Genomic DNA, 20,028 nt, shown 5'->3' on the forward strand with positions numbered 1-20,028 from the left:
CGCCACGAGGGGGTGTGGGCAGCATCGCTCTACGCGGGGGAGCGCAGCACCGTCAGCGGACCATGCCGCATGATCGCCCCGATCGGTGCAGCAACCGCGAGGACGCGGCTCGGGGGCCGCTCTTGCCGATCTCGGACCGAACGATCGAGAAGTATCGCGCTCTCTAGCTGTCAGCGGAGAAAGCCGGATATCGAGCGACATCGCTCTTTCTGCCGGTGTATCGCTCATTCCCCAGAAACTTGTAGGGGGCCCGATCTGGTTGGCTGTGCGCCATGGCACCGGAGATCGTGACCGAGGGATCGGGCTGGCACGAGCAGGAGGCCGACCGGGCCGAGCTGCACGTGGGTTACGCCGGCACGGGGCGGGCGCGCGCGGCCGCGGTGGCCGAGCTCGGGAAGCAGATCGCGGAGGCGGAGCCGGTGTTCGTCCTGCGCGGCGTCACCGTGCTGCACCGCCGGCTCGCGGTGCACGACCAGTGGCGCGGTAATCGGGTCGTCGGCTGCCGGGCGACGGAAGACGTCGTGCTGCGCCTCGACGACGTCGGCGCGCTCGAGGAGGTGCTCACCGCGGTGGTCGCGAGCGAGCCCGCGACGCTGAACGGTCCGAACTGGATGCTCAAGGACCCCGACGCCGCCCGTCGCACCGCGCAGGGGCGTGCGGTGGCCGACGCCCGCGACCGGGCGGAGGGCTACGCCGCCGCGCTCGGCGGGCGGCTGGGCGCGCTGCTGCGGCTCTCCGAGGCCGGCGACGGCGGCGTCGAACCCCGGGTGTTCCGCATGGCGGCGATGGCGCGTGCCGAGGCCGCGCCCGACGTGCGCGAGCTGGGCCTCGAACCCGAGCCGGTGCGCGTCACCGTCCGGTGTACGACGAACTGGGAACTACTTCTCTGACCAGGTCCGATCAGGAGGCGCGGCGGCCACCGCCGGTGTCGGGCCCGTCGACGACCTCACCCTCGACGACCGGACCCGCCCCGGTCTCGCCCTGCACGATCCGGCCCTCGATCACACCGGGCCGAAGGGGACGCGCCCCACGCGGTTCCGTCCACGCGGGGCCGTCGACGACCTCGCCGTCGACGATCGACCCGTCGCCGCGGATGCGCGCCGTCCGCAGCACCGGGGCGCGGCGCTCGGCCTCGCGCACCATGCGGCGCCGCACCAGCGACCGGGTCGGCGGCAGCAGGAGCAGCAGCCCCGCGACGTCCGTGACCAGGCCGGGGACGAGCAGCAACAACCCGCCCATCGCCACCAGCAGGCCGTCGGTCATCTCGACGTGAGCCACTCGGTGGTCGCGCGCGGCCTCGGCCATGGCCCGCACCGCCCGGAGCCCCTCACGCCGGGCGAGCCACAGGCCGAGGACCGAACCGGCGAGCAGCACGAGCAGCGTCCACCCGACTCCGATCCACGAGGCGAGCGCGACGAGTGCGACGATCTCGACGACGAGGTACAGGAGCACGAACGGCATGCCTCTACAACGCGCGAAGTGCCCGTTGTGCTCCCGTCGATCACCAGGTGAGTGCGAGCCCCGGATCGGTGAGCACCGCGCCGACGTCGGCGAGGAACCGCGACCCCTGCTCGCCGTCCACCAACCGGTGGTCGAACGACAGCGCCAGTTGGCACACGGTGCGCACCGCGAGCGCCCCGTCGACCACCCAGGGCGCCTCCTTGATCGCCCCCACGGCGAGGATCGCGGCCTCGCCGGGATTCAGGATCGGGGTGCCGGAGTCGACGCCGAACACCCCCACGTTCGTGATGGTGAACGTGCCGCCGGTGAGGTCGGCCGGCGTGGTGCGGCCGGCCCGGGCCGTCGTGGCGAGGTCGTCCAGGGCACCGGCGAGCTCACGCAGCGAGAGCGTGTCGGCGTCGCGGATCGTCGGGACGAGCAGGCCGCGCGGCGTGGCAGCGGCGATCCCGAGCCGCACGCGGTCGTGGAAGACGATCTCGCCCGCGGGTTCGTCCCATCGCGCGTTGAGCACTGCCGTGCGCCGCAGCGCGAGGCAGACGGCCTTGGCCACGAACGCGAGCGGGCTCAGCGGCACGTCGGCGTACTCGCGGGTGGCCCGCAGCCGGTCGCGCAGCGCCATCGTCGCGGTGACGTCGACGGCGAGGAACTCCGTGACGTGCGGCGCGGTGAAGGCGCTCGCGACCACCGCCGCGGCGGTCGCCCGACGCACGCCGCGGACCGGCTCGCGCCGGGTACCGGTCTCGGCGGTCGGCGTGGCGGCGGTGCGCACGTCGTCGCGGGTGATGACGCCCCCGGGCCCGGAACCGTCGACCGTGCGCAGGTCGATGCCGAGGTCGCGGGCGAGCTTGCGGACGGGGGGCTTGGCGAGCGGCACGGTCGCCGGCGCGGGTTCCGGGAGTGCAGCATGGTGGCTTTGCTGCACTCCTACCGCAGCAAAGCCACCATGCTGAGTTCCGGCGGCCGACCGCGGGGCGTCGGGAACCGGAGCGGGAGCCGGTGCACCACCGCGGCGCGGCCGCCTGGCGGCCGCCCCGGGCCGCGGGCCGTAGCCCACCAGCGTCGCGATCCGTCCGTCCGGACCCGCCTCGCCCGTCAGGGTTGCAGCGGCACCGTCCCCGGCATCCCCCGCCTCGGCCGTCTCGACCGCGACGATCGGGGTGCCGACCGGCACCGTCCGACCCGGCTCCACCAACAGCGCCGCCACCGTGCCGGCGAACGGCGACGGCAGCTCCACCGCCGCCTTCGCCGTCTCCACCTCCACCAGCACGTCGTTCACCGCCACGACGTCGCCCGGCGCCACCCGCCAGGCGACGACCTCGGCCTCGGTCAGCCCTTCACCCACATCCGGTAGTCGGAACTCCCGCTTCACCACGCCACCGCCCGGTCCACCGCGTCCAGCACCCGGTCCAGGTCCGGCAGGTAGTCGTCCTCGCACCGCGACGGCGGGTACGGCGTGTCGAACCCGGTCACCCGCAGGACCGGCGACTCCAGGGAGTGGAAGCACTCCTCCTGCACTCGGGCCGCGACCTCCGCCGCCACCGACACCGACGACGGCGCCTCGGCCACCATCACCAGCCGGCCCGTGCGCCGCACCGCGTCGAACACCGGGTCGAGGTGCAGCGGCGAGAGCGTGCGCAGGTCGATCACCTCGAGATCGTGCCCGTCGGCCTCGGCGGCCGCCGCGGCGTCGAGACAGGTGCGCACCATCGGCCCGTAGCAGGCCAGGACCGCGGTGGTGCCGCGGCGCAGGACCCGCGCGGTGTGCAGCGGCGGCGGGTCGTCGTCGACCACGCCCTTCTCCCAGTACCGCCGTTTCGGTTCAAAGAAGATCACCGGGTCGTCGGACGCAATGGCCTGCCGCAGCATCCAGTGCGCGTCCGACGGGCTCGCGCAGGCCACGACCTTCAGCCCGGGCATGTGCGCGAACAGCGACTCGGGGCTCTCGCTGTGGTGTTCAACGGCGCCGATCCCGCCACCGAAGGGGATCCGGACGACGACCGGCATACGCACCCGCCCCTGGGAGCGGTAGTGCAGCTTCGCCAGCTGCGACGAGATCTGGTCGACGGCCGGGAACACGAAGCCGTCGAACTGGATCTCGCACACCGGCCGGTACCCGCGCAACGCGAGCCCGACGGCTGCGCCGACGATGCCGGACTCCGACAGCGGCGTGTCGAGCACACGCTGCTCGCCGAAATCCTTCTGCAGGCCGTCGGTCACCCGGAACACGCCGCCGAGCCGGCCGACGTCCTCCCCCATCACGACGACCTTGGGGTCGCCCTCCATCGCCGCGCGCAACCCGTCGTTGAGCGCCTTCGCCATCGTCACGGTCATTCCGCGCCGCCTTCGAAGGATGCGTGATAGGCCAGGTACGCGTCACGCTGGGCGTCGAGCTCCGGCGAGGGTTCCGCGTAGACGTGGGAGAAGATCCTCTCCGGCCCCGGCTGGGGCATCGCGAGGCAGTGCGCGCGCAGCCGCGCCGCCAGCGCGTCGGAGTCGGCGGCGACCTCGTCGAAGAAGTCGTTCCCGACGCCGAGCCCGCGCACCAGGTGCACGCGCACCCGCTCCAGCGGGTCCTTCAACTTCCACAGCTCGAGCTCATCGGCCAGCCGGTAGCGGCTGGGGTCGTCGGACGTGGTGTGTGCGTCCATCCGGTAGGTGAACGCCTCGATGAGCACCGGCCCGTTGCCGCTCCGGCACTCCTCCAGCGCCCACCGGCTCACGGCGAGGCACGCGAGCACGTCGTTGCCGTCGACACGGATGCCGGGGAAGCCGTAACCCTGCGCGCGACGGTAGAGCGGCACCCGGGTCTGGCGCTCGTTCGGCTCCGAGATCGCCCACTGGTTGTTCTGGCAGTAGAAGACGACCGGCGCGTCGTAGACCGCGGCCCAGACGAAGCCCTCGTGCACGTCGCCCTGGCTGGTGGCGCCGTCGCCGAAGAAGCACATGGTCGCCTCCGCCTCCGGTCCGCCGACCCGGCCGTCGAAGCGCTGGCCCATGGCGTAGCCGGTGGCGTTGAGGCACTGGTTGCCGATGACGATCGTGTAGAGGTGGAAGCCGGTCGCGACCGGGTCCCAGCCGCCGTGGTCGGTGCCGCGGAAGATGCCCAGCAACTCGGTGGGATCGACGCCACGGCACCACGCGACGCCGTGCTCGCGGTAGCTCGGGAAGGCCATGTCGCCGGCGCGCAGCGCGCGGCCCGCGCCGATCTGCGCGGCCTCCTGGCCGAGCAACGGCACCCACAGGCCGAGCTCGCCCTGGCGCTGCAGTGCCGTGGCCTCCCGGTCCGCGCGGCGCACGAGCACCATGTCGCGGTAGAGCGCCTGGAGCGCGGCGGTGTCGACGTCCGCGACGTGCGCGTCGTAGGCCGGGCAGGCGATCCGCTCGCCCTCGGGCGTCAGCAGCTGGACGAGGTCCGGGCCCTCGTCGGTGCCTCGCAATCCGGCGAGAACGTGCTCGCGGGGCGGGCCGGGCGGGGCGTCGACGGCGGGGATCCAGTCGTGCGGAACGGACACGGGTGCCTCCTCGGACTCCCGGACGCGTTCCGGGTCGTCGGACCGCGCCCGAACGGCACCGGCCCGTGACCACCCCTGTAGGAGCGGCCACGGGCCGGGTGGGTCCTGTCATCGTGGCACGACGGACGTGCGCACGGGAGGAGGCCCAGGAGGAGACACGACTACTCCCCCGGGTGATTCCCCGGTCAGAGGTCCTTGCTGCCCGGGAAGTGCCTGTCGCCGGTGCGCTCGGGGTCCACCGTCGCCCGCGTGGGCGGGGTGGAGACGGGCGGCACGGTGGTCGACGCGGTCGTCGCCGTCCCGCCGGCGCCCGGCCGGGGCGTGCTCGACGGGGCCGTCGAGGCGGCGTTCGGCGGAGTGGACGACGGCGCCGTGGTGGTCAGCGGGTCCGGCGCCACCGCCTGCTGCGCCCCATAGCCCTGGTGCTTCCCGTATCCGGCGTTCGCGGTGTAGCTCTGCGTGCCGTTGCCCGACGACTGCGGCAGGCCGGCGACGCTCTTGACCTTTCCGACCACGCCCCCGACCTGTCCCGAGTACTTGCCCTTGGTCTGCTTGTCCAGGAAGGCGGCAGCCTGGTCGATGTACTTGGCAGCCTTGTCCGGATTGGTGCGGGCGTACCGGCGGGCCGCCTCGACGGCGGCGACCAGCGCGGCCAGGTTCTTGATCTTCGGCATCTGAGGATGTCCTCCGTGTTCGCGGGGTTGTCTCGCCAACGCCTTTCGGGCGCGCCGGGTTCCGGTTACCCCATGCGGTCACCGCACAATCGGAGCGAATCACCGTCTGTGACACCCCGGTGAACTTCCCATGACTCCTGCACGGTCTCCCTCGGACGTCCTCGGTACGGGCTGGGTAACAACAGATGCACAGCGGTGGGCCGGATGCGACCGAAAGTGGGAGCATCCCCGCGTACCAACGGCCCTCAGGAGGTTGATCCGTGTCGCTCCCCCGCACACTCCCCGCCGCGCTCGCCTGTGCTGCGCTCACCGCTGTTCTCGCCGGGTGCGGTGCGGGCGGCGACGGCAGCGGTTCGTCGGCCGCGCCGACGTCCGCCGGAGCCGCCGAGCCCAGCGCCGTCCCCACCCAGGCCAAGGTCGACGCACTCGCCGCGAAGGTCCCGCAGAGCGTCTCCGCGGACGGCAAGATCGTGTTCGGCACCGACGCGTCGTACCCGCCGAACGAGTTCACCGGGCCGGACGGCACCACGATCGAGGGCATGGACATCGACCTCGGTACCGCGGTCGCACAGAAGCTCGGACTGACCGCCGAGTTCCAGAACAGCGCATTCCCCGGCATCATCCCGGGCATCCAGGGCGGCAAGTACGAGCTCGGGATGTCGTCGTTCTCGATCAATCCCGAGCGCCTGCAGACCGTGGACATGGTCAGCTACTTCAGCGCCGGCACCGCAGTGGGCGTGAAGTCGGGCAACCCCGACAACATCAACCCGGACGACCTGTGCGGCAAGGCCGTGGGCGTCCAGGCCGGCACGGTGCAGGTCGACGACATCGCGGAGCGCAATTCGAAGTGCACGGCGGAGGGCAAGCCCGCGATCCAGGTGACCGAGCTGCAGGCGCAGACCGACGTCACGCTCGCGCTGACCGCGAACCGGATCGTGGCGATGCTCGCCGACACGCCGATCGTCGACTACGCGGTGAAGACCACCGAGGGCGCTGTCGAGTCCGTCGGCCAGCCCTACGACAGCGCGCCGTACGGCATCGTGCTCAACAAGGGGCAGACCGACTTCGCGCAGGCCGTCCAGGGCGCCGTGCAGTCGATGATGGAAGACGGCACGTACCTGACGATCCTCGACAAGTACGGGGTGTCGAACGGCGCGATCCCGAGCGCTGAGATCAACCCGTCGGTCTGACCATGGCCGCGCCGACCGACGACACGACCGCGGACGGGACCGGGCCGACCTCCGGCTCGGCCCCGGCCCCGACCCCGATCAAGGCCGTGCCGGTCCGGCACCCGGGGCGCTGGGTCGCGATCGCCGTGCTCGCCGTGCTCGCGGCGATGCTGGTCAACACGATCCTGACCAACGACGGGTTCCGGTGGGACGTCGTCGGCCGGTACCTGTTCTCCGGGCCGGTCCTCAACGGGCTGAGCAACACGTTGATCCTCACGGTGCTGTCGATGCTGATCGGCATCGTCGGCGGCATCGCGCTGGCGATCATGCGCCTGTCGCCGAATCCCGTGCTCAGCTACGTGGCCGCGCTCTACATCTGGTTGTTCCGCGGCACGCCGCTGATCGCCCAGCTGCTGTTCTGGAACTTCCTGGCCGCGCTCTACCCGCGGCTGTCGCTGGGCATCCCGTTCGGGCCGGAGTTCGTCTCCTTCGACACGAACCAGCTGATCAACCAGTTCACGGCGTGCCTGCTCGGCCTCGGGCTCAACGAGGCGGCGTACATGGCCGAGATCGTGCGCGGCGGCCTGCAGTCCGTCGACCACGGGCAGAGCGAGGCCGCCGGTGCGCTCGGCATGTCCCGGGGCCAGGCGCTGCGCCGGATCGTGCTCCCCCAGGCCATGCGGGTGATCATCCCGCCGACCGGCAACGAGACGATCTCCATGCTCAAGACCACCTCGCTGGTGGTCGTCATCGGCTACTTCGAGCTGATGACGTCGGTGCAGCGGATCTACTCGGTGAACTTCCAGACGATCCCGCTGCTGATCGTGGCCGCGATCTGGTACCTGGCGCTGACGTCGGTGCTCTCGATCGGGCAGGGATTCGTGGAACGGCGATACGGCCGGGGGGTGCACCGGGGACCGACCGGTGCGCGGCTGCTGCCGCGGCGCAAGACGGCGGGGGCGACATGACGGAGAACGGGCACGACCGGCCGATGGTCGAGGCCGTCGGCATCCACAAGAGCTTCGGCAGCACGGAGGTGCTCCGCGGGGTCGACCTCACCGTGCGGCCGGGCGAGGTGGCGTGCGTGATCGGGCCGTCGGGCTCGGGCAAGTCGACGTTCCTGCGCTGCATCAACCACCTGGAGTCGATCGACGCGGGGACGATGACGGTCGACGGCGAGCTCATCGGCTACCGCCGGCGCGGCGACAAGCTCCACGAGCTGCGCGAGTCGGAGGTCGCCCGCCAGCGCCGCGACATCGGCATGGTGTTCCAGCGGTTCAACCTGTTCCCGCACATGACGGCACTGGAGAACGTCATGGAGGCGCCCTGCACGGTGCGCCGGAGGTCGAAGAAGGAGGCGCGGGAGGCGGCCGTGGGGTTGCTGGACCGGGTCGGGCTGGGCAACCGCCGCGACAACTACCCAACGCAGCTCTCGGGCGGGCAGCAGCAGCGGGTGGCGATCGCGCGGGCGCTGGCGATGGAGCCGCGGCTGATGCTGTTCGACGAGCCGACCTCCGCACTCGACCCCGAGCTCGTCGGCGAGGTGCTCGACGTCATGCGCGGGCTGGCCCGCGACGGCATGACGATGATCGTGGTCACCCACGAGATGGGCTTCGCCCGCGAGGTGGCCGACTCGCTGGTGTTCATGGACGAGGGCCGGATCCTCGAGGCCGGGGCGCCGCGCGAGGTGCTGGCGAACCCGCAGCACGAGCGCACGCAGGCGTTCCTCTCGAAGGTCCTGTAGCTGCCGCGGATGTAGCGAAAGCGGCGTTGAGTGCACTCAACGCACCGAAAGCCGCTTTCGCTACATCCGGGCGGCGGCTCAGGCGCGGCCGCGCCCGTAGAGGCGCAGGTTGCGGATGTCGTAGGTGAACAGCTCGTCGACGTCGAAGAACTCCTCGACGGCCGCGCGCAGCGACCCCGCGTCGAACATCGTGTGGTGGGCGTTCCAGATCCACAGCGGGACGCCCCGGGAGTCGACGCCGCGGTGCGCGGCGCGCTCCGAGTGGCCACCGAGGATCCAGTGGTTGGCCTCCGCGGTGTCGATCTCGCCGCGCACCCACTGCTCCGCCACGAACCGGGCGTCGGGCACCCCGATGTCGAGCCGGCCGCCCGGGGCGAGCACCCGCGCCCACTCGCGCAGGGTCACCCCGATCAGCTCGTAGCTCTGGTGCTCCAGCACGTGGTTCGCCCGCAGGGCCGTCACCGAGTCCGTCGCGAAGGGCAGCCGGTCCACCCCTGCCCGGACCTCGACGTCGGGCAGCGCCAGCATGTCGACGTGGATCTCGTAGTCGGGGTGCGGCTTCTCCCCGGCGCCGATCTCGACCCTCACGGCGACTCCGCCTGCGCCTCCTGCGGCGTGGCCTCCGCAGCGTCGGGCCGGGCGATCGTCTTCACGACCTTCGCGGGACGGCCGGCGACGACGGTGTAGGGGGCGACGTCCTCGCGGACCAGCGAGCCCCCGGCGACGACGGCGTGGTCGCCGATCGTCACCGGGCCGAGCACGAGGACGTGGCTGGCCAGCCACACCCCCTCGCCGATCACGACGTCGCGGCCCGACCGCGGGAAGGCCATCTGACGTTCGCGGCCGAACTTCTCGATGTCGTGGGTGCCGGTGAGGATCGCGACGTCGTGGCCGAAGAACGCGTCCTTGCCGACCGTGATCGTGCCCCCGGAGACGTTGAACAGCGCGTTGTTGACGATGGCGGTCTCGTCGATGCGCAGCCGGCTCTCGTCGCCGTGCCAGCGGTGGCTGTAGAGCGCGTCGAGCTTGAGTGCCTCCACCCGTTCGTCGACCTTCTTCGTGACCAAGGCCTCCAACGGCCCGTCGAGCAACCGGGTGATCAGACCGTCAAGCAGTCGCATGCGGTGACATTCCCTTCTTCCGAGTCGCCGTCCGGCGAGGCGCCGGAATGGTGGCACATCGGGACGCCGGACAGGAGGAGGTCGAGCCGGCGGACGAGTGCGTCGAGCCCGAAGTGCCGCCGGGCGGTCGCCTCGTTGTGGTCGAGCAGGGCGCGGTCCGGCGCGGCGGACCAGCGGCGCAGCGGCTCGGGATCGGCCGGTGAGAACCAGCGGAACCCGAAGGCGGCGAGTTCGCGAGCCACCGGGAAGTCGCCGACGGCGATCGGGCGACGGTGGAACGCCGACTCGATCAGCGGCAGGCCGAAGCCCTCCCACGTCGACGGCAGGACGACGACGTCGCAGGCGGCGTAGGCGGCTGCCATCGAGACCCCGGCCGGCATGCCTCGGAGCACCGGGACCCCGGCCGCACGGATCAGGCGGTCGAGCTCCGCGGCGAACCCGTCCTCCGCGGGGCCGGTCAGCCAGAACGTGGCGTCGAGCGCCGCGGCCAGGGCGAGCCCCGCGTCGACGTTCTTGCGGGGGATCGCCCGCGTCGGCTGCAGCACCAGCGTGCGGCGGTCGGGCACCCCCAGCGCCGCACGGGCCTCCGTCCGTCGCCACGGGACCGGTCGCTCGTCGAACCCGTGGTAGACGGTGGTGGCGGCGATTCCCCGCCGCTCCGCGAGCGCACGGCGGGCCGGCTCGTTGATGGTCACGTGCCGCCACTGCGGGTCGTCGGGCGGCCACGACGTGAACCCGGCGTACTGCTCGCGCTCCCAGGGCAGGTCGTGGTGGCGCAGCACGGCGGGACGACCGGCCAGGTACTCCGCCACGGCCTCCCCGACCGTGGGGTTCATCGGCAGCGAGCAGACGTTGTCGACCACCACGAGGTCGACGTCGCCGAGCGCGGCGGCGAGCCGGGCCTGCGACGGCGGCCGGAGCGCGTCGATGGCGAGCCCCTCGACGAGCAGGTCGGCCCGCCCGGCACCCGCCACCGTCGTCACACGCATCCCGAGCCGGCGCAGGGCCGTCGCCCACTGTGCGGCCGTCACCGAGACGCCGTCGGCCGTGCCGAGCCGGTAGGACAGGATCGCTGCGCGTCGACCGGCGGGAAGCATCATGACCGGATCATCGTCGCAGGCGGTCGGCCTGCACCACTGTGGACAACTTCACCTACGTACGGGACGTGCGGCCCATCAGGAAGAACTCCGGGTTCGGCTGCAGCGCCGTCAGGTGCGCCATGCGGTTGGACAAGGCGAACAACGCCGTCACCGCGCCGACGTCCCAGATCTCGTCGTCGTCGAGCCCCGCAGCGCGGGCGGCGCCGAGGTGCTCGGCCGTCAGCCGGGCGGGATCGGTGGCCAGGACCAGGGCGAGGTCGACGATCGCGCGCCACCGCGGCGACAGCGCTGCGGTCCACGGGTTGGTCGCCACGCGGTCGGCGATCTCCCGGTCACGGGCGCGAATGCGCAGGATCGCCCCGTGCGCCACCACGCAGTACGTGCAGTGGTTCGCCCCGGACGTCGCGACGACGACGAGCTCCCGCTCCGCCTTGGACAAGCCGCCGTCGCGCTCCATCACCGCGTCGTGGTAGTCGAGGAACGCCCGCAGCTCGGCGGGGCGCCGCGCCAGGGCGCGGAACACGTTCGGCACGAAGCCGGACTTCTCGGCGATCGCCTCGATCCGCACCCGCAGGTCGTTGGGGAGGTCGTCGGGCTCGACGTGGCCGAAGCGACTCACCGGGTGGTCGTCCGTACGGTTCTCCGTCACGGTTCCGACGCTAGTGCCCCGTGGTGGCGCGGTCAGGCGCCCGCCTGCTCCACCTCGCCGCGCGGCATCGGCACGGAGCGCGGACCGACCGTGAGCGGGACAACCCGCCCCGGCGCCGCGGCGGACCGACCGCGGATCACCAGCGCGCCCGCCCGGTGGAGCAGGCCGAGCAGGGTCGTGCCACCGCTGCGCGCTCCGGGCCCCGCGACGGCCAGCATCCGCGGTGCGGCGGCAGCCAGCATGGCGCGGTCGACGCCGACGCGGCCGGCGTCGAGCACCACCACGATGTCCGCCCCGTCCGGGGGCGGCAGCTCGGCGAGCAGCGTCTCCGACGACGAGAACCAGACCAGGCCCGGACGGACCGGTGTGCCGTCGTCGCGGGGCGCCCAGGCCCGCGCGAGCGACGGGGAGCCCAGCTCCGCGAGCAGGGTGGCCATGCGCCGCTCGTCGCGCTGCGCGAGGTGCGCACCGAGGAGGTCGTCGACCGCCGCGGCGTACGCGTCGGGGTCGTGATCCCGCAGGGCGGCCACCGCACGCGCGTGCTCGGGGGCGGTGGCGTGCGGGGGCGCGAACGCGGCTAGGGAGTCGGCCAGGTCGTCGAGCCGCTCGGCCGCCTCACGCGGGGAACCGTTCTCGTCGAAGGCGAGAACGGCGGCCGCGAGCTGTTCGGCGGCGGCGACGTCCGGCACCGACACCGGCGATCCCGGGTGTAGGAACAGCACGTCGTGGCGCAGCGCCGCGACGGATCGCGCGGCGGCGCCGATGTCGGTGAGGGCCTGCGACAGCGTGGCGAGCTCGTCCGGGTTCTGCGGCGTGGGCAGGTCCAGCGCGGCACAGTCGGTGTCGACCCCGACGAGCCGCTCGCCCAGCTCGAAGTGCGTGAGCACGACGCGCAGCTCGACGGCGGTCTCGGGTTCGTGGTCGCCGACGCGCAGCTGGCGCAGCACGGGCTCGACGTCGCGCTGGACCGGGGAGCGGAAGTAGCTGCGCGCGCGACCACCGGCGTCGAGGAACTCCAGGTAGGCGACGAGCGCATCAACCGCGTTCTCCGGCAGCGGGCCCACCGCGCGTACCGGCGGGTTGCCCCGACCGTCGTCGATCGTCGTCAGGGCCTGCGCGGTCGACTGCACGAGACTGTCGAACTCGGACCGGCGCCTGCCGTGCACGAGATCGCCCAGCAGCTCCCAGATCCACGGCTCGCTCCGGGCACCGAGCACGGTCAGCGCGCGCTGCACGCACTGCGCGATGGCCGTGACGGCGGCCCGGCGCTCGGCGTCCACCTCACCGAGCAGGCCGGCGATCAGCTCGACGCCCGCGGAGCTCGCGCGCGCCGCGGTGGCGCACAGCTTTTCCACCTCGACGGCGGGCGGGAACGCCGCGGGGTCGGGCAGCTGCTGGGTGCCCCGCGCCCGCCGCGCGGGAGTCGACATGGCGAGCAGGCCGCGGAGCCGGTGCAGGTCGGCGGGCGGGAGCGTGGGCAGGGCGTCGACCACCCGGTCGACGACGGCGGCAGGCAGCACGCCGCGCAGCGCCGCGAGGGAGCCGGCGTCCGAGGCGGTGACGATCACCCGGCGGCCGTCGTCCACCAGCGCCGCGACCGTGGCGGCCACCTCGGCGGGCTCGACGTCGTCGAGGACCATCAGGGGGTTCTCGCGGATCGCGGCGACCACCGAGCCGGGCTCGTCCACCGGGTGCCGCGGCAGCGGGGGCAGCTCGCCCGCGCCGACCGTCGTCAGGCTCGCAGCGAGACGGCGCAGGCCCGGCAGCGGGGCGCCCGTGGAGGTAGCACGGCGGATCTGCTCGTACGCGAACGCCGCGGCACGGTCCGACCCCGCCGCACCGAACCGGTCGACGACGGCCATGAAGCCCTCGTCGTCGCTCGGGCCCGGCCCGATTTCCAGCATTCGGTCACCTCCGCCCGCTTCGACGCCACTGAGGCGATGGTCACTGTTCGTATCGCAGGGCTGCACGTTATGTTGCAGCCCTGCTGGCGCATCCTCAACGGACCGGCGCCGAGAGGCCACTCCTTGCGACGTCCGGATCGCTCAATCGATTCACATTCCCCACTTCTGACGACGCTCTCTCGGCGCTCCGAGACAGTCTGATGTCGTTGCGGTGACAGGTACGCCGGGCGGCCCACTCCGGACGGTGAACGGTGCGGCCGCACAGCCGCACCGTCCACGCGTCTCCCTGTCGTCAGCGGGTGGCCACTCCCTCTGCGGCCGGTGTGTCCGTCGGCCGCAGGTCGGACTCCTCGTCGGCGTGGTAGTCGAGCGGAGACGTGGTGTCGACGCCCTCCGACACCCGCCGGGCACGCAGCACGGGCGTGAGGACCACGGCGACCACCAGGTTGACCACCAGCGCCACGAAACCGACGTAGATCTGGACCTGCGAACCGCCGAACGGGTGCCAACCGAGCAGGGTCAGCTTGTCGAGCGCGAGCGCGGAACCGCCGAAGTGCGCACGGCCGGCTGCGGGGTTCGGGATGAGGTAGAGGAGATAGAGGCCGTACCCCATGCCGACCGCCCACCCGGCGACCAGCGCCCACCGGTGCAGCCACCGTGTGTAGAGCGCGATGGCGACGGCGGGCAGCGTCTGCAGAATGATCACGCCGCCGATGAGCTGCAGGTCGATGGAGAACTGCGGGTCGACCGCGATGATGAAGAGGATCGCACCGAACTTGACCACCAGCGAGGCGAGCTTGGCCTGCTTCGCCTCCTGCGCCGGCGTGGCGTCGCGCTTCAGGTACTCCTTGTAGATGTTGCGGGTCCAGAGGTTCGCCGCGGCGATCGACATGATCGCCGCGGGCACCAGGGCGCCGATCCCGATGGCGGCGAAGGCGATGCCCGCGAACAAGCTGTTGAACTGCTGGTCGAACAGCACCGGGATGATCGTGTTGGTGTCGGGCCGGCCGGTGGCGTTGTTGGTGATCGGCTTGGCCCCCGCGGCGATCGCCACGTAGCCCAGGAGCGCCAGCAGTCCGAGCAGCAACGAGTAGGCCGGCAGCGCCATCATGTTGCGCTTGAGCACGTTGCGGCCGCGGGAGGCGAGAACACCCGTGAGCGAGTGCGGGTAGAGGAACAGCGCGAGCGCCGACCCCAGCGCGAGGGTGATGTACTGCAGCTGGTTGTTCGCCGTGAGCAGGATCGAGCCCTGCGGCCGACCGGTGACCGGGTTGGGCTGGGAGAGCTTGTCCGAGGCCGCCCCGAACACCGCGCTCCAACCCCCGAGCTTCGCCGGCAGGTAGATCACGGCCACCAGGATCACGATGTAGATCAGGATGTCCTTGACGAACGCGATGAGCGCGGGCGCCCGCAGCCCCGACTGGTAGGTGTAGACCGCGAGGATCACGAACGCGATCAGGAGCGGCAGGTGCCCGGCGACGCCGGTGGCGTTGAGGCCCATGGTGCGCAGCACCGCCTCCATGCCGACGAGCTGCAGCGCGATGTAGGGCATCGTGGCCACCAGCCCGGTGATCGCGACCAGCAACGCGAGCAACGGACTGCCGTAGCGCCCGCGCACGAAGTCGGCCGGGGTGACGTAGCCGTGCACCCGCGAGACCGACCACAGCCGCAGCACCGGCAGGAACACGATGGGGTAGAGGACGACCGTGTAGGGCAGGGCGTAGAAGCCCAGCGCCCCGGCGCCGAAGAGGAGCGCCGGCACCGCGACGAACGTGTACGCGGTGTAGATGTCGCCGCCGATCAGGAACCAGGTGATCCAGGCGCCGAACTTGCGCCCGCCAAGGCCCCACTCGTCGAGATGCTCCAGCGACTCGGCCCGCCGCCACCGCGACGCGAGGAAGCCCATCACGCTGACCACGCCGAACAGCACGCCGAACACCACGAGCTCGAACCACTGGATCATCGGGCCAGGCTCCCGCCCGCGGTGCCCTCGTCCAGTTCGTCCACGTCCGGCGCGACGCCGGGAGCCACGGGCCCGTCGTCGCGCGTCTTGAGGTAGACCACGGCGACGGCGAGGACGCCGACCGGCACGAAGGCGAACTGGATCCAGTAGAAGAACGGCATGCCGAACAACCGCGGTTCGTCGGCGTTGATCCACGGCGTGATGAGCATGAGGAACGGGAGCAGCAACAGCAGGTTCCACGGGCTCAACCGCAAGCCCCCACCCGCATCCACGCCCGACTTCGGCTCCGACACAACCCCTCCCCCTGCTCGACGACCTCGTCGCAGGGGATGTTAGGACCGGCCACCGACATTCACCGGGATCGAGACCGAACGGCGACACCCCTCACCGTTGAGGGGTGTCGCCCGGCGACCCGGGAGTCGGTCAGCCGACCCCGAGACGCAGCTTGAGGGCGTCGAGCTCGTCGCGCATCGACGTCGGCAGCGACGGCCCGATCTTGTCGAACCACTCCTCGATGAGCGGGATCTCGGCCTTCCACTCCTCGACGTCCACCGCGAGGGCGGCCTCGATGTCCGCGCGCGGGGCGTCGAGGCCGTCGAGGTCGATCTGATCCGCGGTCGGCACGTGCCCGATCGGCGTCTCCTCCGCGGTGGCCTTGCCCTCGATGCGCTCGATGGCCCACTTGAGCACGCGGCCGTTCTCGCCGAAGCCGGGCCACAGGAACCGGCCGTCGTCGCCGCGGCGGAACCAGTTGACGTAGAAGATCTTCGGCAGCTTGGTCGCGTCGGCGCCCTTGCCGACGTCGATCCAGTGCTGGAAGTAGTCGCCCACGTTGTAGCCGATGAACGGCAGCATCGCCATCGGGTCGCGGCGGACCTGCCCGAGCCCGCCGCTGGCCGCCGCGGTCTTCTCGCTCGACAGGGTCGCCCCCATGAACGTGCCGTGCTGCCAGTCGCGCGACTCGGTGACCAGCGGGATCGTCTCCTTGCGCCGACCGCCGAAGAAGATCGCCGAGATTGGGACGCCGTTCGGGTCGTCCCACTCGGGGGCGAGCACCGGGCACTGTGCCATCGGCGTGCAGTACCGCGAGTTCGCGTGGCTGGAGTCCTCACCCGACTCCGGCGTCCAGTCCTGCCTCTTCCACGAGGTGGCATGGGCGGGCTCGTTCTCCATGCCCTCCCACCAGATGTCGCCGTCGTCGGTCAGCGCGACGTTGGTGAACAGCGAATTGCCGCGCTCGATGGTGCGCATCGCATTCGGGTTGGTCTTCCAGTTGGTGCCCGGCGCGACACCGAAGAAACCGAACTCGGGGTTCACCGCTCGGAGCCGGCCGTCGTCGCCGAAACGCATCCAGGCGATGTCGTCGCCGAGCGTCTCCACCTTCCAGCCGGGAATCGTCGGCTCGAGCATGGCGAGGTTGGTCTTGCCGCACGCCGACGGAAAGGCCGCGGCGATGTAGTAGGTCTTCTTCTCCGGGCTGATGAGCTTGAGGATCAGCATGTGCTCGGCGAGCCAGCCCTCGTCGCGCGCCATCGCCGACGCGATCCGCAGCGAGTAGCACTTCTTGCCCAGCAGGGCGTTGCCGCCGTACCCGGAGCCGAAGCTCCAGATCAGGCGCTCCTCGGGGAAGTGCGAGATGTACTTGGTCTCGTTGCACGGCCACGCGACGTCGTCCTGGCCGGGCTCGAGCGGGGCGCCGAGCGAGTGCAGCGCGGGGACGAAGTCGTCGCCTGCCGGGCCGTCGAACAACGGCAGCACCGAGGCGCCCATCCGCGTCATGATCTTCATCGACGCGACCACGTACTCGGAGTCGGTGATCTCCACCCCGAGCATCGGCCGCTCGGCCGTGGTCGGGCCCATGCAGAACGGGACGACGTACATGGTCCGGCCGCGCATGCACCCCCGGTACAGCTCGGTCATGACCGCCTTCATCTCGGCCGGATCACGCCAGTTGTTGGTGACGCCGGCGTCGGACTCCAGCAGGGAACAGATGTAGGTGCGCTCCTCGACCCGCGCGACGTCGTCGGGATCGGACGCGGCCCAGAAGGAGTTCGGCTTGGCCGCGAGCCGGACGAACGTGCCCGCCTCGACGAGGCTGGTCGTCACCCGCTCCCACTCCTCGTCCGACCCGTCGCACCAGACGATCCGGTCCGGCGTGGTCAGCTCGGCCACCTCGCGCACCCATGACAGCAGGCGCGCGTTCGCAGTCGGGGCTTCGTCGATCCCTGGCACGGTCGCTGCGGTCATGGGCTGCCTCCTGGATGGCCGGGCGCGCTGGCCCGACCTCGGGAACGCTGACGCGCACCCGCTGCTGGACTAGCGGGTGAGCCGGTGCTTGATGTGTCCGAAACCGTACCTGCGGCCTCGCGCTCCATGTACGCCCCGCAACTGTCGGCTCACTCACAGGACCGATGAAGAAATCGATTCAGTACATACGCTCGCGTTTGCGTAACTCACCCGTCGGAGCACGGGAGGTCACAGTTCAGTCCACCGTCGCGGGGGACTGTTTCGTGCCCCTTGCGGGTACTTCACGGCAACGCGACGCTATCGAGACGCACCGTGCGCCGTCGCCCGGGCGAGACCGGAGGGTGAAGAGCGATGGGTGAAGACCGATGACCGATACCGCTGAGTACATCACGCTGCTGGTGATCTCGGTCGCCATCACGATCGCCGTGGGGCGCGTGCTGTCGATGTCCGGCCGGCCCTTCCTCCAGGAGGTGTTCGAGGACGAGAAGGTGACCAGCTCGGTCAACCGGCTGCTGTCGGTCCTGTTCCACCTGATCACCATCGGCGTCCTGACGATCATCTCGGTGTGGCAGATCGACGTCGGCTCACAGCTGCAGAACATGGTCTTCAAGATCGGCATCGTGCTGATCGTGCTCGGGATCGCCTACGGGATCTCGATGCTGGTGCTCATCCGGGTCCGCCAGCAGCGCCGTGCCGACCAGATCTCCGAAGAGGTCCAGCTGAAGCTGGCCGACGGCGGCATCAGCACGCACCCGGTGAGCACCCAGACCGCGCACCCCGTCCAGCCCGTCGTTCCGCCGAACGGCCTGTAACCCTCCACTCCGGGTCTCGTCACACACGAGAGCGGCGTTCGTCAGATCCGATCTGACGGACGCCGCTCTCGTTCGTCGCGGCTCGTCTCAGCGGCGGCGCAGGCCGACGACCACGGTGGCGGCGACACCGACCAGGGCCACCGCGGCGACGACCGACGCCACCGCGGAGCCGTGCACGAAGGCGGCCGTCGCCGCGTCGACCAGCCGCTGACCTTCGAGGCCGCCGACGCGGTCACCGAGCGCGACCGCGCCGCTGAGGGTCTTCCGGGCCTCGACGGCGAACACCGGCCCGATGCTGGTGGGCACGTCCAGAGTCCGCGCGTAGGCCGCTCCGAGAACGCTGCCCAGCACCGCGGTACCGAGCACCGCGCCCACCTCGTAGGCGGTCTCCGACACGGCCGATGCCGATCCCGCCCGCTGCGGCGGGGCCGAGGCGAGGATCGCGTCGTTGGTCAGGGTCTCCGACAGGCCGATCCCCGCGCCGATCAGCACAGAAGCTGCGACCGCCGCGCCGACGCCGTCCAGCAGGAGGACGACGACGTAGCCGGACGCTGCCAGCAGCAGGCCGACCGGGACGAGCACCCGGAACGGCGCGTACCGCGCGAGCCGCGCCGCCCCAACGCCCGCCACCATGGTCACGATCGACCCCGGGACGAGCAGCAGGCCCGCGTGCAGCGGGGAGAGCCCGGCCACCAGCTGCAGGTACTGCGTCAGCAGGAACAGCAGGCCGGTGTAGGCGAACATCGTGGTGGCGTTGGCCAGCGCGGCCACCCGGAACAGCGGCGCCGCGAACAGTTCGACGTCGAGCAGCGGCTCACGACCGGCCCGGAGCCGGGCGCGGGCCCGCGCGACGAACGCCCAGCCCGCCACGGCCGCGACGACGAGCAGCGCGAGGGCGAGCGGGACGTCGCTGCTGCCGAACGCCTTCACGCCCAGCACGAACGCGATCATGGTCATCATCGAGAGGACCAGGCCCAGCAGGTCGAGCCTGCCGGCGGCAGCGGCCCGGGACTCCTGCAGCAGCAGGGGCGCGAGGACCAGCAACGCCACCATCACCGGCACGTTGACCAGGAACACCGATCCCCACCAGGCGTGCTCCAGCAGCACGCCGCCGAGCACCGGGCCGAGCGCCGCACCCGCCGCGAACCCGGTCGCCCAGATCGCGAGGGCGAGACGGCGCTGGGTGCGGTCGACGAACAGGGTCCGGAGCAGCGCCAACGTGGAGGGCATCAGCATCGCGCCGAAGACCCCGAGCAGTGCGCGGGCCGCGACGAGGTGTGCCGCGCCCGTCGCGAACGCCGCGGCGGCCGAGACCGCACCGAAGCCGGCGACGCCGATCAGCAGCAGGCGGCGCCTGCCGATCCGGTCGCCGAGCGTGCCCATCGTGACCAGGAGCCCGGCCAGCGCGAGCGGGTAGACGTCGACGATCCACAGCAGCTCGGTCGCGCCCGGCGCGAGCGCGGCACTGATCGCGGGGAGCGCGAAGCTGAGCACCGTGTTGTCGACGGCGACGAGCAGGGTCGGCAGGAACAGCACGGCCAGCCCGAACCACTCACGGCGGCCGGCGCGCGGCGGCGACGACCGGGTGGGGGCGGACAGGGAGACGGCAGACATCGGACATTCCTTCGGATCAGGTACCACACGTACTGTACCGTCCAGACGGTATAGTCGA

General features: G+C 71.6%; 19 protein-coding genes. 5 read left to right on the forward strand and 14 right to left on the reverse strand.

Translation table 11 applies throughout. The annotated features are described in order from the left end of the window. Nucleotides 1-272: 272 nt before the first annotated feature. Complete coding sequence (locus RM445_RS01690) at nt 273-890, forward strand: SIMPL domain-containing protein (RefSeq protein ID WP_311554128.1); 618 nt, start codon at nt 273-275, stop codon at nt 888-890. Nucleotides 891-900: 10 nt separating this feature from the next. On the opposite strand, the gene RM445_RS01695 is transcribed toward RM445_RS01690, so the two are convergent. The 5 genes from RM445_RS01695 to RM445_RS01715 all read right to left on the reverse strand — a co-directional run bounded on the left by RM445_RS01695 (nt 901) and on the right by RM445_RS01715 (nt 5,647). Next, on the reverse strand, nt 901-1,461 hold the full coding sequence (locus RM445_RS01695; protein WP_311554129.1) for an FxsA family protein: 561 nt from the start codon (nt 1,459-1,461) through the stop codon (nt 901-903). Between the two features lie 40 nt (nt 1,462-1,501). Then, the gene (locus tag RM445_RS01700; RefSeq protein ID WP_311554130.1) at nt 1,502-2,833 is read right to left on the reverse strand and encodes a dihydrolipoamide acetyltransferase family protein; all 1,332 of its coding nucleotides are present in this window, start codon (nt 2,831-2,833) and stop codon (nt 1,502-1,504) included. Then, nucleotides 2,827-3,792, reverse strand: coding sequence for an alpha-ketoacid dehydrogenase subunit beta (locus tag RM445_RS01705; RefSeq protein ID WP_311554131.1), 966 nt, complete (start codon nt 3,790-3,792; stop codon nt 2,827-2,829). The genes RM445_RS01700 and RM445_RS01705 overlap by 7 nt, the downstream gene beginning before the upstream one ends. Further along, nucleotides 3,789-4,973: a pyruvate dehydrogenase (acetyl-transferring) E1 component subunit alpha gene (pdhA, locus tag RM445_RS01710; RefSeq protein WP_311554132.1), complete on the reverse strand. Its 1,185-nt coding sequence runs from the start codon at nt 4,971-4,973 to the stop codon at nt 3,789-3,791. The genes RM445_RS01705 and pdhA overlap by 4 nt, the downstream gene beginning before the upstream one ends. A gap of 185 nt (nt 4,974-5,158) precedes the next feature. After that, entirely contained in the window at nt 5,159-5,647 is a 489-nt protein-coding gene (locus RM445_RS01715) for an antitoxin (protein ID WP_311554133.1), read from the reverse strand. A 260-nt stretch (nt 5,648-5,907) separates the two neighbouring features. Between RM445_RS01715 and RM445_RS01720 the strand changes: the two genes are divergently transcribed. Genes RM445_RS01720 through RM445_RS01730 form a run of 3 tightly spaced genes read left to right on the forward strand, consistent with a single transcriptional unit; the run spans nt 5,908 to nt 8,560 of the window. Beyond that, nucleotides 5,908-6,837, forward strand: a complete 930-nt coding sequence (locus RM445_RS01720; protein ID WP_311554134.1) for an ABC transporter substrate-binding protein — start codon at nt 5,908-5,910, stop codon at nt 6,835-6,837. Between the two features lie 2 nt (nt 6,838-6,839). Continuing rightward, a complete protein-coding gene (locus tag RM445_RS01725) occupies nt 6,840-7,784 on the forward strand; it encodes an amino acid ABC transporter permease (RefSeq protein WP_311554135.1) in 945 nt (314 codons plus the stop codon). Next, nucleotides 7,781-8,560, forward strand: a complete 780-nt coding sequence (locus RM445_RS01730; RefSeq protein WP_311554137.1) for an amino acid ABC transporter ATP-binding protein — start codon at nt 7,781-7,783, stop codon at nt 8,558-8,560. The genes RM445_RS01725 and RM445_RS01730 overlap by 4 nt, the downstream gene beginning before the upstream one ends. Before the next feature lie 78 nt (nt 8,561-8,638). Here RM445_RS01730 and RM445_RS01735 read toward each other — a convergent pair whose 3' ends face one another. From RM445_RS01735 to RM445_RS01770, 8 genes are all read right to left on the reverse strand, one after another. Then, nucleotides 8,639-9,148, reverse strand: coding sequence for a class I SAM-dependent methyltransferase (locus RM445_RS01735; protein WP_311554138.1), 510 nt, complete (start codon nt 9,146-9,148; stop codon nt 8,639-8,641). Then, complete coding sequence (locus RM445_RS01740) at nt 9,145-9,681, reverse strand: acyltransferase (RefSeq protein ID WP_311554139.1); 537 nt, start codon at nt 9,679-9,681, stop codon at nt 9,145-9,147. Before RM445_RS01740 ends, RM445_RS01735 begins: the two co-directional genes overlap by 4 nt. After that, a complete protein-coding gene (locus RM445_RS01745) occupies nt 9,660-10,781 on the reverse strand; it encodes a glycosyltransferase family 4 protein (RefSeq protein WP_311554140.1) in 1,122 nt (373 codons plus the stop codon). The genes RM445_RS01740 and RM445_RS01745 overlap by 22 nt, the downstream gene beginning before the upstream one ends. Nucleotides 10,782-10,833: 52 nt before the next feature. Beyond that, nucleotides 10,834-11,430 (reverse strand): peroxidase-related enzyme, encoded by a 597-nt coding sequence (locus tag RM445_RS01750; RefSeq protein ID WP_311554142.1) that lies wholly within the window; start codon nt 11,428-11,430, stop codon nt 10,834-10,836. A gap of 32 nt (nt 11,431-11,462) precedes the next feature. Then, nucleotides 11,463-13,334, reverse strand: coding sequence for a hypothetical protein (locus tag RM445_RS01755; RefSeq protein WP_311554143.1), 1,872 nt, complete (start codon nt 13,332-13,334; stop codon nt 11,463-11,465). Nucleotides 13,335-13,626: 292 nt separating this feature from the next. Further along, the gene (gene mctP / locus RM445_RS01760) at nt 13,627-15,297 is read right to left on the reverse strand and encodes a monocarboxylate uptake permease MctP (protein ID WP_311554144.1); all 1,671 of its coding nucleotides are present in this window, start codon (nt 15,295-15,297) and stop codon (nt 13,627-13,629) included. After that, nucleotides 15,294-15,590: a DUF3311 domain-containing protein gene (locus tag RM445_RS01765; RefSeq protein WP_311554145.1), complete on the reverse strand. Its 297-nt coding sequence runs from the start codon at nt 15,588-15,590 to the stop codon at nt 15,294-15,296. The genes mctP and RM445_RS01765 overlap by 4 nt, the downstream gene beginning before the upstream one ends. A 130-nt stretch (nt 15,591-15,720) precedes the next feature. Continuing rightward, a complete protein-coding gene (locus RM445_RS01770; RefSeq protein WP_311554146.1) occupies nt 15,721-17,544 on the reverse strand; it encodes a phosphoenolpyruvate carboxykinase (GTP) in 1,824 nt (607 codons plus the stop codon). Between the two features lie 365 nt (nt 17,545-17,909). Here RM445_RS01770 and RM445_RS01775 point away from each other — a divergent pair, with 365 nt between their 5' ends. Then, a complete protein-coding gene (locus tag RM445_RS01775) occupies nt 17,910-18,356 on the forward strand; it encodes a hypothetical protein (protein WP_311554147.1) in 447 nt (148 codons plus the stop codon). 87 nt (nt 18,357-18,443) lie between these two features. Here the strand turns inward: RM445_RS01775 and RM445_RS01780 are convergent, their stop codons facing one another. Continuing rightward, nucleotides 18,444-19,970 (reverse strand): MFS transporter, encoded by a 1,527-nt coding sequence (locus tag RM445_RS01780; RefSeq protein ID WP_311554148.1) that lies wholly within the window; start codon nt 19,968-19,970, stop codon nt 18,444-18,446. Nucleotides 19,971-20,028: the final 58 nt, after the last annotated feature.

Source organism: Pseudonocardia charpentierae (assembly GCF_031845345.1).
Taxonomy (GTDB): domain Bacteria; phylum Actinomycetota; class Actinomycetes; order Mycobacteriales; family Pseudonocardiaceae; genus Pseudonocardia; species Pseudonocardia charpentierae.